At 56.4% G+C, this 15559-nt stretch carries 12 protein-coding genes; 10 read left to right on the top strand and 2 right to left on the bottom strand.

The genetic code is table 11. The features are described from left to right. Window positions 1-157: 157 nt before the first annotated feature. From csrD to tldD, 8 genes are all read left to right on the top strand, one after another. On the top strand, window positions 158-2098 hold the full coding sequence (gene csrD / locus AC2TE5_RS20620; RefSeq protein ID WP_213328841.1) for an RNase E specificity factor CsrD: 1941 nt from the start codon (window positions 158-160) through the stop codon (window positions 2096-2098). Window positions 2099-2380: 282 nt separating this feature from the next. Then, window positions 2381-3424 (top strand): rod shape-determining protein MreB, encoded by a 1044-nt coding sequence (mreB, locus tag AC2TE5_RS20615; RefSeq protein WP_000913396.1) that lies wholly within the window; start codon window positions 2381-2383, stop codon window positions 3422-3424. A 62-nt stretch (window positions 3425-3486) separates the two neighbouring features. Continuing rightward, window positions 3487-4503, top strand: a complete 1017-nt coding sequence (gene mreC, locus AC2TE5_RS20610) for a rod shape-determining protein MreC (RefSeq protein WP_023309400.1) — start codon at window positions 3487-3489, stop codon at window positions 4501-4503. Beyond that, complete coding sequence (gene mreD / locus AC2TE5_RS20605; protein ID WP_023309399.1) at window positions 4503-4991, top strand: rod shape-determining protein MreD; 489 nt, start codon at window positions 4503-4505, stop codon at window positions 4989-4991. The genes mreC and mreD overlap by 1 nt, the downstream gene beginning before the upstream one ends. A gap of 9 nt (window positions 4992-5000) precedes the next feature. Continuing rightward, window positions 5001-5594 carry a Maf family protein gene (locus tag AC2TE5_RS20600; protein ID WP_032639757.1) on the top strand — a complete coding sequence of 198 codons (594 nt, stop codon included), beginning with the start codon at window positions 5001-5003 and terminating at the stop codon, window positions 5592-5594. Further along, window positions 5584-7053: a ribonuclease G gene (gene rng, locus AC2TE5_RS20595; RefSeq protein ID WP_010436156.1), complete on the top strand. Its 1470-nt coding sequence runs from the start codon at window positions 5584-5586 to the stop codon at window positions 7051-7053. The genes AC2TE5_RS20600 and rng overlap by 11 nt, the downstream gene beginning before the upstream one ends. Window positions 7054-7095: 42 nt before the next feature. After that, entirely contained in the window at window positions 7096-10899 is a 3804-nt protein-coding gene (gene yhdP, locus AC2TE5_RS20590; RefSeq protein ID WP_484612285.1) for an AsmA2 domain-containing protein YhdP, read from the top strand. Between the two features lie 84 nt (window positions 10900-10983). Continuing rightward, window positions 10984-12429, top strand: a complete 1446-nt coding sequence (tldD, locus tag AC2TE5_RS20585; RefSeq protein ID WP_196367259.1) for a metalloprotease TldD — start codon at window positions 10984-10986, stop codon at window positions 12427-12429. A 46-nt stretch (window positions 12430-12475) separates the two neighbouring features. On the opposite strand, the gene AC2TE5_RS20580 is transcribed toward tldD, so the two are convergent. Further along, window positions 12476-13090, bottom strand: coding sequence for a YagU family protein (locus AC2TE5_RS20580; RefSeq protein WP_032642433.1), 615 nt, complete (start codon window positions 13088-13090; stop codon window positions 12476-12478). 218 nt (window positions 13091-13308) lie between these two features. Next, window positions 13309-14235 carry an HTH-type transcriptional activator AaeR gene (gene aaeR, locus AC2TE5_RS20575; RefSeq protein ID WP_023616809.1) on the bottom strand — a complete coding sequence of 309 codons (927 nt, stop codon included), beginning with the start codon at window positions 14233-14235 and terminating at the stop codon, window positions 13309-13311. 179 nt (window positions 14236-14414) lie between these two features. Between aaeR and aaeX the strand changes: the two genes are divergently transcribed. Together aaeX and aaeA are read left to right on the top strand one after the other, a co-directional pair. Continuing rightward, on the top strand, window positions 14415-14618 hold the full coding sequence (gene aaeX, locus AC2TE5_RS20570) for a p-hydroxybenzoic acid efflux pump operon protein AaeX (RefSeq protein WP_003860416.1): 204 nt from the start codon (window positions 14415-14417) through the stop codon (window positions 14616-14618). 7 nt (window positions 14619-14625) lie between these two features. Beyond that, window positions 14626-15558, top strand: a complete 933-nt coding sequence (gene aaeA, locus AC2TE5_RS20565; RefSeq protein ID WP_484612284.1) for a p-hydroxybenzoic acid efflux pump subunit AaeA — start codon at window positions 14626-14628, stop codon at window positions 15556-15558. Window position 15559: the final 1 nt, after the last annotated feature.

Here is a 15559-nt window from a genome sequence, read left to right as displayed (position 1 = left end):
TGGAAAATAATTTCTGAAGACTATACTCGCTCAGGGAAACGCAATGCCGATTTAACGCAATAAATTGCCAGATACGCCCGATTTGGTAGTATGCCGCATTTGAAATGCAAGTTAGCGCTTACTCGCTACCCCATCAACCCACGGAGTAATCTCAAGGATGCGATTAACGACGAAGTTCTCGGCTTTTATCACCTTGCTGACGGGGCTTACCATTTTTGTCACGCTTATGGGCTGCTCCCTGAGCTTTTACACCGCCATTCAGGACAAGCTGGTTAACCGGGTACAGTCTGTTGCATCGGTGATTGATACGCGTCTGCTGACGACGCCGCTGCCGGCGCTCTCCCGTGAGCTCGATGAGTTGATGGTACCTGTTGATATCGTTCAGATCGACATTCTGCAGGGAAAGCACCGTGTTTTAAGCCACGAACGGCCGGGAAGTTATCTGCCCGCGGGCGTGGTGAGCCAGTATCGGGACGTGACGGTGCACTCCCTTAAAAATCCGGGGATGACCATACACATGGTCTACCTCGATCCGATGGCGAGCTATTTCCGTTCCATGATGACCACCGCGCCGCTCACCGTCGCCGTTGCGTTTATCGTCCTGCTGATCTTTCTCGCGGTCCGCTGGCTGCGCCGCCAGCTCTCCGGTCAGGAGCTGCTGGAGATGCGCTCTGTGCGGATCCTTAACGGTGAACGCGGCCCGCAGGTGCGTGGCTCCGTCCACGAGTGGCCGTCGCGCGCCAGCAGCGCGCTGGATACCCTGCTCTCCGAAATCCAGTTTGCCAGCGATCAGCGCAGCCGTATGGATACGCTGATCCGCTCTTATGCGGCGCAGGATAATAAAACCGGCCTTAACAACCGTCTGTTCTTTGATAATCAGCTCGCCACGCTGCTCGACGATTCAGAAAAAGTGGGGACACACGGGGTGGTGATGATGATTCGCCTGCCCGATTTCGATCTCCTGCGCGACACCTGGGGACAGCGGGTCGCGGAAGAAAACCTCTTTACGCTGATCAACCTGCTCTCCACCTTTATTATGCGCTACCCGGGCGCGCTGCTGGCCCGCTATCACCGCAGCGACTTTGCCGTATTGTTGCCTCACCGCACGCTGAAGGAGTCGGAAAGCATCGCCAGCCAGCTGCTGAAGGCGGTGGATGCGCTGCCGCAGAGCAAAATGCTCGACAGGGACGATATGGTCCACATGGGGATCTGCGCCTGGCGTGGCGGACAATCCACGGAACAGGTGATGGAGCATGCGGAAGCCGCTACCCGCAACGCCGTGTTGCAGGGGGCGAACGGGTGGGCGGTTTATGATGACTCGCTGCCGGAAAAAGGGCGCGGCAACGTGCGCTGGCGAACGCTGATTGAGCAAATGCTCAGCCGCGGCGGGCCACGTATTTATCAAAAACCCGCGGTCATGAAAAACGGCAACGTTCATCACCGTGAACTGATGTGTCGTATTTTTGACGGTACGGAAGAGGTCATCTCTGCGGAATATCTGCCGATGGTGCTGCAATTTGGCCTGTCCGAAGAGTATGACCGCCAGCAAATTACCCGGCTGATTCCGTTTTTATCCTTCTGGCCTGAAGAAAACCTGGCGTTACAGGTCACCGTGGAGTCGTTAATACGCCCACGTTTTCAGCGCTGGCTACGTGATACATTAATGCAATGCGAAAAATCGCAACGCAAACACATTATTTTTGAACTTGCTGAGGCCGACGTAGGTCAACACATCAGCCGGTTACGTCCGGTGGTACGTTTGATTAATGCGCTGGGTGCGCGAGTAGCGGTGACGCAGGCAGGTTTAACGCTGGTCAGTACCAACTGGATCAAGGAGCTGGATGTGGAGTTATTAAAGCTACATCCGGGGCTGGTAAGGAATATTGAGAAGCGTACGGAAAACCAGCTGCTGGTACAGAGTCTGGTTGAAGCATGCAAGGGAACGCGAACACAAGTATTTGCCGCGGGCGTGCGCTCCAGAAGCGAATGGCAGATGTTAACAGAGCGCGGTGTGATGGGTGGTCAGGGGGATTTTTTTGCTGCCTCTCAACCGCTTGACACCAACGTGAAAAAATATTTGCAAAGATACTCTGTTTGACCTGCCGTTTACGCTGTTTTCACGTAGAATATCGCGCCTGTAGCTTTGAGTATGTCGAGCAAAAAGCCAGTGAACGACCTGTAACGGGTTACAAACGTCAGTGGGGAACGCTACTGTTTACTCAGCCCTGAGGGAGTCAGGGGATGGTTTTGTAACATCAGGAAACGTACTGCACAAATTTTCACCGTTGCAGATGATTTTTGCGCCTTGTCGCTGCTGCGTGTGGTTGGTAAAGTAAGCGGATTTTGTTTTCCGCCCCAGCTTTCAGGATTATCCCTTAGTATGTTGAAAAAATTTCGTGGCATGTTTTCCAATGACCTGTCCATTGACCTGGGTACCGCGAATACCCTTATTTATGTAAAAGGACAAGGCATCGTATTGAATGAGCCTTCTGTTGTGGCCATTCGTCAGGATCGTGCGGGCTCGCCGAAAAGCGTGGCCGCTGTGGGTCATGACGCGAAGCAGATGCTGGGTCGTACCCCTGGCAACATCGCCGCCATTCGCCCAATGAAAGACGGCGTTATCGCCGACTTCTTCGTGACTGAAAAAATGCTTCAGCACTTCATCAAGCAGGTTCACAGCAACAGCTTCATGCGTCCAAGCCCGCGTGTTCTGGTGTGTGTGCCGGTTGGCGCAACCCAGGTAGAACGTCGCGCAATCCGTGAATCTGCCCAGGGTGCAGGTGCACGTGAAGTGTTCCTGATTGAAGAGCCAATGGCTGCAGCCATCGGAGCGGGCCTGCCTGTTTCCGAAGCTACCGGTTCTATGGTGGTGGATATCGGTGGTGGTACCACTGAAGTGGCCGTTATCTCTCTGAACGGCGTAGTCTACTCCTCTTCCGTACGTATCGGTGGTGACCGCTTCGATGAAGCCATCATTAATTATGTGCGCCGTAACTACGGCTCTCTGATCGGTGAAGCCACCGCAGAGCGTATCAAACACGAAATCGGCTCTGCGTACCCGGGCGATGAAGTGCGTGAGATCGAAGTACGTGGCCGTAACCTGGCGGAAGGTGTTCCACGCGGTTTTACCCTGAACTCCAACGAAATTCTGGAAGCACTGCAGGAACCACTGACGGGCATCGTGAGCGCGGTAATGGTTGCGCTGGAACAGTGTCCACCAGAGCTGGCGTCCGATATCTCCGAGCGCGGTATGGTTCTGACCGGTGGTGGTGCGCTGCTGCGTAACCTCGACCGCCTGTTAATGGAAGAGACAGGTATTCCTGTCGTAGTTGCAGAAGATCCACTGACTTGCGTCGCCCGTGGTGGTGGCAAGGCGCTGGAAATGATCGACATGCACGGCGGCGATTTGTTCAGCGAAGAGTAGTCGAGTTTGAGAGGGTAGCAATTTGCTACCCTTTCTCTCTGACGCGAGAATACGCATAGCCTATGAAGCCAATTTTTAGCCGTGGCCCATCGCTACAGTTTCGCCTCATCCTGGCGGTTCTGGTTGCGCTTGGGGTCATTATTGCCGATAGCCGCCTCGGTACGTTCAGCCAGATCAGAACGTACATGGATACCGCCGTCAGTCCTTTCTACTTTGTTTCAAATGGTCCCCGTGAACTGCTCGACTCCGTTTCTCAAACGCTGTCTTCGCGCGACCAACTCGAACTCGAAAACCGGGCATTACGTCAGGAACTGCTGCTCAAAAACAGCGAACTGCTGATGCTGGGGCAATACAAGCAGGAAAACGCGCGTCTGCGTGAACTGCTCGGCTCGCCGCTGCGTCAGGATGAGCAGAAAATGGTCACGCAGGTAATCTCCACCGTGAACGACCCCTACAGCGATCAGGTTGTGATCGACAAAGGGAGCGTGAACGGGGTGTATGAAGGTCAGCCTGTTATCAGTGATAAAGGCGTCGTGGGCCAGGTTGTTGCCGTGGCCAAACTGACCAGCCGCGTGCTGCTGATTTGCGATGCCACGCATGCGCTGCCGATCCAGGTCCTGCGCAACGACATCCGCGTGATTGCGGCCGGTAACGGCTGTACGGACGACCTGCAGCTGGAACACCTGCCGGCTAACACGGATATCCGCGTGGGCGACGTGCTGGTGACGTCCGGCCTGGGTGGACGCTTCCCTGAAGGCTATCCGGTTGCGGTGGTCTCTTCGGTCAAGCTGGATACTCAGCGTGCCTATACCGTGATTCAGGCGCGTCCAACCGCCGGTTTGCAGCGTCTGCGCTATCTGCTGCTGCTGTGGGGCGCCGATCGTAACGGTGCTAATCCGATGACGCCTGAAGAGGTGCATCGCGTAGCAAATGAGCGCCTGATGCAGATGATGCCGCAGGTTCTCCCGCCTGCGGATTCCATGGGGCCGCCTGCGCCAGTACCGGCGCCGGCAACCGGGTTAACGCAGCCGCTGCCGGATGCGCCGCCACCGCCTAAACTCTCTTCGGGAGGGCAGTAGTGGCAAGCTATCGCAGCCAGGGACGCTGGGTCATCTGGCTCTCGTTTCTCATTGCACTGTTACTGCAAGTGATGCCCTGGCCGGATGACATTCTCGTTTTCCGGCCAAACTGGGTATTGCTCATTTTACTCTACTGGATCCTTGCCCTGCCGCATCGCGTAAATGTCGGCACAGGTTTCGTGATGGGTGCCATACTGGATCTCATTAGCGGCTCTACGCTTGGCGTGCGCGCCTTGTCCATGAGCATTATTGCGTACCTCGTCGCACTCAAATTCCAGCTCTTTCGTAACCTTGCGCTCTGGCAACAGGCCCTGGTGGTGATGCTATTGTCGCTCGCTGCGGATATCGTTGTTTTCTGGGCAGAGTTTTTAGTGATCAACGTCTCTTTCCGACCGGAAGTGTTCTGGAGTAGTGTAGTAAACGGTGTGCTCTGGCCATGGTTATTCCTGCTGATGCGTAAGGTTCGCCAGCAGTTTGCTGTGCAATAAAAGGTTTCTATGACGTCTTTGTATCTCGCTTCCGGCTCCCCGCGCCGTCAGGAACTCCTGACGCAGCTAGGGGTCTCTTTTGAACGCATCGTTACCGGCATTGAAGAAAAACGTGCTGAAGGCGAAAGCGCTCAACAGTACGTGTCTCGCCTGGCGCGCGAGAAAGCGCAGGCGGGCGTGGCCAGTGTGCCACGCGATCTTCCCGTGCTGGGAGCAGATACCATCGTTATTCTGAACGGTGAAGTGCTTGAGAAACCGCGCGACGCCGATCATGCGGCGCGCATGCTGCGCAAAATGTCCGGACATACGCATCAGGTGATGACGGCCGTCGCGCTGGCTGACAGCCAGCACGTGCTGGATTGCCTGGTGGTGACAGAAGTAACGTTCAGAGTACTTACCGACGACGACATTGCCGCTTATATTGCCAGCGGTGAACCAATGGATAAAGCAGGTGCATACGGTATTCAGGGGCTGGGTGGCTGTTTTGTCAGGAAGATTAATGGCAGCTATCACGCCGTAGTCGGCTTACCGCTGGTGGAAACGTATGAGTTGCTGAGCAATTTTAACTCACTGCGTGAGGGAAGGGATAATTATGACGGCTGAATTGTTGGTAAACGTAACGCCATCGGAAACCCGTGTGGCCTATATTGATGGTGGCATTCTTCAGGAAATTCATATTGAGCGTGAAGCGCGGCGCGGAATAGTAGGCAATATCTACAAAGGTCGTGTCAGTCGTGTACTACCGGGTATGCAGGCGGCTTTTGTAGATATTGGACTGGATAAGGCGGCGTTTTTACATGCCTCCGATATCATGCCGCACACCGAGTGCGTCGCGGGTGAAGAGCAAAAGCAGTTTGCCGTGCGCGATATTTCTGAACTGGTACGTCAGGGACAGGATCTGATGGTGCAGGTGGTGAAAGATCCCCTCGGCACCAAAGGCGCCCGTCTGACCACCGACATCACCTTACCTTCCCGCTATCTGGTCTTTATGCCCGGCGCGTCGCACGTGGGCGTTTCGCAGCGTATTGAGAGCGAAACCGAGCGCGAGCGGCTGAAGAAAGTGGTCAGCGCCTACTGCGATGAGCAGGGCGGGTTTATCATCCGTACCGCTGCGGAAGGGATCAGCGAAGAAGATCTGGCCTCGGATGCGGCTTACCTGAAGCGCGTCTGGACCAAGGTGATGGAGCGTAAAAAACGCAACCAGACCCGCTACCAGCTCTACGGTGAACTGGCGCTTGCCCAGCGCGTTCTGCGTGACTTTGCCGATGCGCAGCTCGACCGCATTCGCGTGGACTCGCGCCTGACCTATGAAGCGCTGCTGGAATTTACCGCCGAGTACATCCCGGAGATGCCTGGCCTGCTGGAGCATTATTCAGGACGTCAGCCGATCTTCGATCTCTATGATGTCGAAAACGAGATCCAGCGTGCGCTGGAGCGTAAGGTCGAGCTGAAGTCCGGCGGCTATCTGATCATCGATCAGACCGAAGCGATGACCACCGTCGATATCAACACCGGCGCGTTTGTCGGCCATCGCAACCTGGATGACACCATCTTCAACACCAACATCGAAGCCACGCAGGCGATTGCGCGCCAGCTTCGTCTGCGCAATCTGGGCGGCATTATCATCATCGACTTCATCGATATGAGTAATGAAGACCATCGTCGCCGCGTGCTGCACTCGCTCGAGCAGGCGCTGAGTAAAGATCGCGTGAAAACCAGCATCAACGGCTTCTCACAGCTGGGGCTGGTGGAAATGACGCGTAAGCGTACCCGTGAAAGCGTTGAGCATGTGCTGTGTAATGAATGCCCTACCTGCCATGGACGCGGAACGGTAAAGACGGTTGAGACCGTCTGCTACGAAATTATGCGTGAAATCGTTCGTGTCCATCATGCCTACGACTCCGATCGTTTTCTGGTCTATGCTTCCCCTGCGGTGGCTGAAGCGCTGAAAGGCGAAGAGTCGCACGCGCTGGCGGAAGTGGAAATCTTTGTCGGCAAACAGGTAAAAGTACAAATTGAACCGCTCTATAACCAGGAGCAGTTTGACGTCGTGATGATGTAAGACGCAGTACGCTGCGTGACGAAAGCTGACAAGGAGAGATGCGTGAGGCGATTGCCGGGGATTTTAGTGCTTACAGGGGCAACGCTGGTCGTGATTGTCGCGTTGCTCGTGAGCGGGCTACGCCTCGTATTACCGCATCTGGACAGCTGGCGTCCGCAGCTGCTGGCTAAAATCGAATCCACCACCGGCGTGCCGGTGAACGTAAGCCAGATTAGCGCTAACTGGCAGAATTTTGGCCCGACGCTCGATGTCCGGGATATCAACGCCAGCCTGAAAGATGGCGGCTACCTGAAAATCAAACGCGTAACCCTGGCGCTGGACGTCTGGCAAAGCCTGCTGCATCTGCGCTGGCAGTTTCGCGATCTCACCTTTTATCAACTCCAGTTTCTGACCAATACGCCGCTGTCTGGCGGCGATAGCGGTCAGGGTCTTGAAGCCAACCGCTTCAGCGATCTTTTCCTCCGCCAGTTCGATCATTTCGATCTGCGCGACAGCGAAGTGAGCTTTATTACCCTTTCCGGCCAGCGCGCCGAACTGGCGATCCCTCAGCTGACTTGGCTCAACGGTAAAGAACGTCACCGCGCCGAGGGGCAGGTCAATCTCTCAAGCCTGAACGGCCAGCACGGCGTGATGCAGGTGCGCATGGATCTGCGGGACGACGACGGCCTGTTAAACAACGGCAAAGTCTGGCTGCAGGCCGACGATGTGGACGTGAAGCCGTGGCTGGGCGACTGGATCCAGCAAAATATGCAGCTGGAGACTGCCCGCTTCAGCCTTGAAGGCTGGCTGACCCTGACCAAAGGCGAATTTGCCAGCGGCGATATCTGGCTCAAGCAGGGGGGCGCAAGCTGGAAAGGCGAAAAACGGCAGCATCAGCTTTCCGTCGATAACCTCACCGCGCACGTGACGCAGGAGAAAGAGGGCTGGCAGTTTGCCATTCCGGATACGCGTATCACCATGGACGGCAAGCCGTGGCCGCGCGGTGCGCTGACGCTGGCCTGGATGCCGGAGCAGGACGTCGGCGGCGCGGCCAGTAAACGCAGCGATGAGCTGCGCATCCGCGCCAGTAACCTGGATTTGGCAGCCATTGAAGGCCTGCGCTCGATGGCGGCAAAGCTCTCTCCGGATCTGGGCGAGATCTGGCTGGCAACGCAGCCGAGCGGGACGATCGATGCTCTGGGGCTGGACATCCCGCTTCAGGCGACGGAAAAAACGCGCTTCCAGGCCACATGGAAAGATCTTGCCTGGAAGCAGTGGAAGCTGCTGCCGGGGGCGGAACACTTTAGCGGCAAGCTGGAAGGCAGCGTGGAAAACGGCAGGCTGACGGTTGATATGCACGACGCCAAAATGCCTTACGAAACGGTCTTCCGCGCGCCGCTGGAAATCGAACAGGGCAGCGCGGTGCTTAACTGGCTCCGTAACGACAAGGGTTTCCAGCTTGATGGCCGCCATATCGATGTGAAAGCCAAAGCGGTGCACGCGCGCGGCGATTTCCGCTATCTGCAGCCTGAAGGTGATGAGCCGTGGCTGGGCATTCTGGCCGGGATCAGCACCGATGACGGCTCTCAGGCCTGGCGCTACTTCCCGGAAAACCTGATGGGAAAAGCCCTGGTAGACTATCTCAGCGGCGCGATTCAGGGCGGTCAGGCGGACAATGCCACGCTGGTCTATGGCGGTAATCCGCATCTTTTCCCGTACAAACATAATGAAGGCCAGTTCCAGGTGCTGGTGCCGCTGCATAACGCGACCTTCGCTTTCCAGCCCGGCTGGCCCGCGCTGAAAGACCTGGATATCGAACTCAACTTCCTCAATGACGGACTATGGATGAAGTCCGACAGCGTGGCGCTGGGCGGCGTGACGGCCAGCAACCTGACGGCCAACATCCCGGACTACTCAAAAGAGATGCTGCTGATTGATGCCGATATCAACGGTCCGGGCAAAGCGGTGGGACCGTACTTTGAGGAGACGCCGCTGAAGGAGTCGCTGGCGGCGACGCTTCAGCAGCTGCAGCTTGATGGCGATGTGAATGCTCGCTTACATCTTGATATCCCGCTGGACGGGGAGATGACCACCGCCAAAGGCGACGTCCGCCTGAAGAACAACAGCCTGTTCATCAAGCCCCTTGAGAGCACGCTGAAAAATCTCAGCGGGCAGTTCAGCTTTGAGAACGGTAACCTGAAGAGCGAGCCGCTTACGGCCAGCTGGTTTAATCAGCCCGTGAATATTGACTTCACGACTACCGAAGGTGAAAAGGCCTATCAGGTGGCCGTCAATCTGGACGGCAACTGGCAGCCAGCACGAATGGACGTCCTGCCGAAGCCTATTGAGGCGTCAGTGGAGGGGGCGGTCGCCTGGCAGGGTAAAGTGGCAATCGACCTGCCTTATCACGCGGGTGCCCGGTATAAGGTCGACATTACGGGCGATCTGAAAAACCTTCACAGCCAGCTGCCTGCGCCGCTGGATAAACAGTCCGGACAGCCGCTGCCGGTAAAGCTGAACGTCGATGGCAACCTGAACAGCTTCGAGCTGACCGGCAGCGCGGGTGGGACAAACCACTTCAACAGCCGCTGGCTGCTTAACCGCAAGCTCACCCTCGACAAAGCCATCTGGACAACGGATAGCCGCTCCACTCCGCCGCTGCCGGAGCAGCCGGGCATTGAGCTGAACCTCCCGCCGATGGACGGTGCAGAGTGGCTGGCGCTGTTCCAGAAAGGCGTTGGGCAAAACGTTGATGAAACCGCCCAGTTCCCGCAGGCCATTACCGTACGTACGCCGTCGCTGATGCTGGGCGGGCAGCAGTGGAACAACCTGAGCATTGTCTCGCAGCCTGGCGCTAACGGTACGAAGGTGGAGGCCCAGGGCAGAGAGATCAACGGTACGCTGACCATGCGCAATCACGCGCCGTGGCAGGCGGCGATCCGCTATCTCTACTACAACCCGGCAGCCGCCGCGAGCGATAAAGACAAACCGGCAGAGACGTCGCCGCTGAGCCATACCTCCCGCGTCGATTTTAGCGGCTGGCCCGATCTCCAGCTGCGCTGTGCGGAGTGCTGGCTGTGGGGGCAGAAATATGGCCGTATCGACGGTGATTTCACTATTCAGGCAAACACGCTTACGCTCTCCGGCGGCCTGGTTGATACCGGCTTTGGCCGCATGACGGCTGCGGGGGAATGGGTGAATAAGCCAGGCGAGCAGCGAACGTCCCTGAAGGGCGACATTAAAGGCAATAAACTGGACGCGGCAGCCAATTTCTTTGGTATCAGCACGCCGCTGCGCGGCTCGTCATTTGACGTCAATTACGATCTTCACTGGCGTGACGCCCCGTGGAAGCCGGATGAGGCCTCGCTGAACGGCATTCTGAAAACCCACTTTGGCAAAGGTGAAATTGCCGACGTGAGCACGGGGCGCGCCGGGCAGATCCTGCGCCTGCTGAGTTTTGACGCGCTGCTGCGCAAGCTGCGCTTCGATTTCAGCGATACCTTCAGCGAAGGTTTCTACTACGATTCCATTCGCAGCACGGCGTGGATCAAGGACGGCGTTCTGCATACGGACGACACGCTGGTGGATGGCCTGGAAGCGGATATCGCCATGAAAGGCTCCGTCAACCTCGTGCGCCGCGAGCTGGATATGGAAGCCGTGGTGGCACCGGAAATTTCCGCAAGCGTGGGCGTTGCGGCGGCCTTTGTGGTGAACCCGATTGTCGGTGCGGCGGTGTTTGCCGCCAGTAAAGTGCTGGGGCCACTCTGGAGCAAGGTCTCCATTCTGCGCTACCGCATTACCGGTCCGGTAGATAAACCGCAGATTAACGAGGTGCTGCGCCAGCCGCGCAAAGAAGCACAGCAATGATTTGACGTGGGCAGGTAATTGCCTCACTCTCAATAAATACGATCTTTATACCGCCACGGGCGGCAACGAACGAGTAGCAATACGATGAGTCTGAACCTGGTAAGTGAACATTTGCTCGCAGCGAACGGCCTGAGCCATCAGGACCTGTTCTCCATTCTTGGTCAACTGACCGAACGCCGTCTCGACTACGGCGACCTTTATTTCCAGTCGAGCTATCACGAATCCTGGGTTTTAGAAGACAGCATCATCAAAGATGGCTCTTACAACATCGACCAGGGCGTCGGCGTCCGTGCCGTCAGCGGCGAGAAAACCGGTTTTGCCTATGCCGATCAGATTAGCCTCACCGCACTTGAGCAGAGCGCGCAGGCTGCGCGTACCATTGTGCGTGATACCGGCGATGGCCGCGTGAAAACGCTGGGGGAAGTGCAGCACTCTGCGCTCTATACCAGTATCGATCCGCTGCAAAGCATGAGCCGTGAAGAGAAGCTGGATATCCTGCGTCGCGTGGACAAAGTCGCCCGCGCGGCGGACAAACGCGTGCAGGAAGTTTCTGCCAGCCTGAGCGGCGTGTATGAGTTGATTCTGGTTGCGGCAACGGACGGTACCCTGGCGGCAGATGTTCGCCCGCTGGTGCGTCTCTCCATCAGCGTGCAGGTCGATGACGACGGCAAACGCGAGCGCGGCTCAAGCGGCGGCGGCGGTCGTTTCGGCTATGACTGGTTCCTGGGCGACGTTGACGGTGAAGCACGCGCTGACGCGTGGGCAAAAGAAGCCGTGCGCATGGCGCTGGTAAATCTGAATGCCGTCGCGGCGCCGGCGGGCTCATTCCCGGTGGTGCTGGGCGCTGGCTGGCCGGGCGTGCTGTTGCACGAGGCGGTGGGCCACGGTCTTGAAGGCGACTTTAACCGTCGCGGGACGTCCGTATTCAGCGGTCAGATTGGGCAGCTCGTCTCCTCCGAACTGTGTACCGTGGTGGATGACGGCACCATGCTCGATCGCCGCGGCTCGATTTCCATCGACGATGAAGGCACCCCGGGCCAATACAACGTGCTGATCGAAAACGGCGTGCTGAAAGGCTACATGCAGGACAAACTCAACGCGCGCCTGATGGGCGTAGCGCCGACAGGCAACGGACGCCGTGAATCTTACGCGCACCTGCCGATGCCGCGCATGACTAACACTTACATGCTGCCGGGCAAATCCACGCCGCAGGAGATTATCGAATCCGTTGATTACGGTATCTTTGCGCCAAACTTTGGCGGCGGCCAGGTGGACATCACCTCCGGTAAGTTTGTTTTCTCCACGTCAGAAGCGTATCTGATCGAGAAAGGCAAAGTGACCAAAGCGGTGAAAGGCGCGACGCTGATTGGCTCCGGTATTGAAGCTATGCAGCAGATCTCCATGGTCGGCAACGATCTGAAGCTGGATAACGGCGTAGGTGTCTGCGGTAAAGAGGGCCAGAGCCTGCCGGTTGGCGTGGGCCAGCCAACGCTGAAAGTGGACAACCTGACGGTGGGCGGCACGGCCTGACCTGACCCTGCATAAAAAAAGGCGCTACTGACGTAGCGCCTTTTTTTTAACGTAAGTTACCCAGCGGTATCTCCGGATCCGGCTCGTGCGTGATGCGGTTACGCAAGTCACGACGAATGATTTCGATCGACCAGAACCAGACCAGATGGCCCACGATCTCTGACACGTGTTCATACCACGGCAGCTCAAACAGCGGTGGCGTCAGCCCCATCAGAGGGAAGGAGATCATATGCACAAAAAGCTGAGCTAACGCACCCGCCAGCAAACCCTGCCAGAGTTTAATTTTCGGGAAGACTTCAGCCACTACACAATAACCTACAGCGAACACGATTGAGAAAATAATATGTGTTACGCCGACCCAGTTAAATATATGTCCGGCAAATGTATAAACCGCCGCGTTAGGATCGACGACGCCCAGCCAGTCGCGTAAAAATACATAGGGAGGGTTTAAGAAATTTCTTGAGCAGTCAATCTGGCTGGCAGCTCTTATTAATTGCTCGGGCCCGCATGCGCCGGTGAATAAATCGGTGGGGCTGCGTGGCGGAAGCGGTACCTCGGCTCCCCATTTGACAAAGGCGGAGACAATCCCTGCAATTAAACCGATGAACGCGGCGAGCCCATAGCGCCTGCGTGAAGGCGGTGTTTGTTCAAATAGATTCATTTCTTTTCCTTGTTTAACGTCATCCTGCGGAATACATTTTATTATTCATATCAGCAACAAATTAATAACAGTCTGAAAGGCAGACTGTTATTAAGGTAAAGGGCAGGCGGCGGCAGTGTCAATTCGCTATTCCTGATAGTGCCGAAGGAATATTCCAGAATGCTGAGGCGTTTCATCCTGGTAATATTCATCGCTCATATACTTTCAGCGTAAAATCGTTATTCCTTCCTTCTTCCCCGCATCCCCTGAAACAGCTCCGCCACGTCCACAAAATACTCGGTCAGATAGTTAATACACACCTGTACCTTGAGCGGGAGTTTGTCTTTTTCGGTATACAGGGCGTACACCGGACGCGGATCGGACTGGTAGCGCGGGAAGAGGATCTCCAGCACGCCGCTGTTGATCTCGTTGATCACCCACATTAACGGCACGTAGGCGATCCCGGCCCCGGCCACCAGCCAGCGCGAAATGGTCATCGGATCGTTAGTGACAAACCGCCCTTCCGGCAGCAGTTTGGTAGAAATCCCTTCCGGGGCAATCAGCTCAAATTCATTATCGGGCCGCACGCTGTACTCCAGCCACGAGTGGTTGGTGAGATCGGCGGGTTTCTCCGGAACGCCGTACTGCGCCAGATAGCTTTTCGAGGCGCAGACGACCATCGGCATACTGCCCAGCCTGCGCGAGAACAGGCTGGAATCCTGCAACGCGCCGACGCGGATCACCACGTCCAGCCCGTCGGCAATCAGGTCCGGCGCCGGGATACCCGTCACCAGATTGACCGTAAGCCCAGGGTACTCTTTCAGCATATCCGCGGTCATGGCAGCGAGAACATTTTGTGCCATAGTTGAAGAACACCCGATGCGCAGCGTGCCGATGGGGGTGTTGTTGAAGGCATAGAGCTGTTCGTGAACATCCTGCACTTCAAGCAGCATGCGGCGACAGCCCTGATAGTAAATTTTACCCGCCTCCGTCAGCCCAATGCTGCGGGTACTGCGGTTGAGCAGCTTGACCTGAAGCTCATCTTCCAGTTTGGACACCGTCTGGCTGATGGATGAGACGCTCATCTGAAGCTGGCGGGCAGCGGCGGTAAACGAGCCCAGTTCAACCACTTTGGCGAAGACCGACATGCGTTTTAAACGTTCCATTGTTCACTCTGGCTTAAAAGTGATTTAGATCACATATTATAGATAACAGCATAACAGTTACGTTAATATATTATTAATTACATGACGGCTGCGCCATTCTCGCCCGGCGTCTCTTGCTCTCCCGCGGTGGCGTGCGCTTAAAAATTCTGAAGCCTGCACTCTCTCTTATCAAGGTCAACATGAGTCTGTTTCCCGTTATCGTGGTGTTCGGTCTGTCGTTCCCACCGATATTTTTCGAGCTTCTTTTATCACTGGCGATCTTCTGGCTGGTGCGCAAGGTGCTGGTCCCTACCGGGATCTACGATTTCGTCTGGCACCCTGCATTGTTCAATACCGCGCTGTATTGCTGCCTGTTTTACCTGATATCGCGCATGTTTGTCTGAGGTTGATGTGAAAACGCTAACAAGAAAAATCTCCCGCACTGCCATCACGATGGCGCTGGTTATCCTCGCCTTCATCGCTATTTTCCGCGCCTGGGTTTATTACACCGAATCACCGTGGACGCGTGATGCACGCTTCAGCGCCGATGTGGTGGCAATAGCCCCAGACGTGGCCGGTCTTATCACGGCGGTCAACGTCCAAGATAACCAGCTGGTGAAGAAAGATCAGGTCCTGTTCACCATCGACCAGCCTCGTTACCAGAAAGCGCTGGAAGAGGCGGAAGCGGACGTGGCCTATTACCAGGCGCTGGCTGCGGAGAAACGCCGTGAGGCAGGCCGCCGTAATCAGCTGGGCGTTCAGGCAATGTCCCGCGAAGAGATTGACCAGTCCAACAACGTGCTGCAAACCGTGCTGCACCAGCTGGCGAAAGCGCAGGCAACGCGCGATCTGGCGAAGCTCGATCTGGAACGCACCGTGATCCGCGCGCCGTCCGATGGCTGGGTGACCAACCTGAACGTCTATGCCGGGGAATTCATCACCCGCGGCTCAACCGCCGTGGCGCTGGTTAAACAGAACTCCTTCTACGTGCTCGCCTATATGGAAGAGACCAAGCTGGAAGGCGTGCGTCCGGGGTTCCGGGCGGAAATTACGCCGCTCGGCAGTAATCGTGTGTTTAAAGGTACCGTCGACAGCGTTGCTGCAGGGGTAACTAACTCCAGCAGCTCTAACGATGCCAAAGGGATGGCGACGGTAGACTCCAACCTGGAGTGGGTACGTTTGGCCCAGCGCGTGCCGGTGCGCATCCACCTGGATGAACAGCAGGGAAATCTGTGGCCTGCGGGTACCACGGCGACGGTGGTGATTACCGGTGAAAAGGATCGGGATGCCAGCCAGGACTCGTTCTTCCGTAAAATTGCCCACCGCCTGCGCGAGTTTGGTTAAT

It is taken from the genome of Enterobacter sp. N5-15, from assembly GCF_057221635.1.
Note: the sequence above shows the minus strand (reverse complement) of the source record. Positions and strands in the feature narration are given on the sequence as shown.

Excerpts from the sequence above, each read along its gene's own strand:
- AC2TE5_RS20580 (WP_032642433.1), bottom strand. The coding sequence starts at position 13,090 with ATGAATCTATTTGAACAAACACCGCCTTCACGCAGGCGCTATGGGCTC.
- csrD (WP_213328841.1), top strand. The coding sequence starts at position 158 with ATGCGATTAACGACGAAGTTCTCGGCTTTTATCACCTTGCTGACGGGG.
- tldD (WP_196367259.1), top strand. The coding sequence starts at position 10,984 with ATGAGTCTGAACCTGGTAAGTGAACATTTGCTCGCAGCGAACGGCCTG.
- mreB (WP_000913396.1), top strand. The coding sequence starts at position 2,381 with ATGTTGAAAAAATTTCGTGGCATGTTTTCCAATGACCTGTCCATTGAC.
- rng (WP_010436156.1), top strand. The coding sequence starts at position 5,584 with ATGACGGCTGAATTGTTGGTAAACGTAACGCCATCGGAAACCCGTGTG.
- aaeX (WP_003860416.1), top strand. The coding sequence starts at position 14,415 with ATGAGTCTGTTTCCCGTTATCGTGGTGTTCGGTCTGTCGTTCCCACCG.
- AC2TE5_RS20600 (WP_032639757.1), top strand. The coding sequence starts at position 5,001 with ATGACGTCTTTGTATCTCGCTTCCGGCTCCCCGCGCCGTCAGGAACTC.
- aaeR (WP_023616809.1), bottom strand. The coding sequence starts at position 14,235 with ATGGAACGTTTAAAACGCATGTCGGTCTTCGCCAAAGTGGTTGAACTG.
- mreC (WP_023309400.1), top strand. The coding sequence starts at position 3,487 with ATGAAGCCAATTTTTAGCCGTGGCCCATCGCTACAGTTTCGCCTCATC.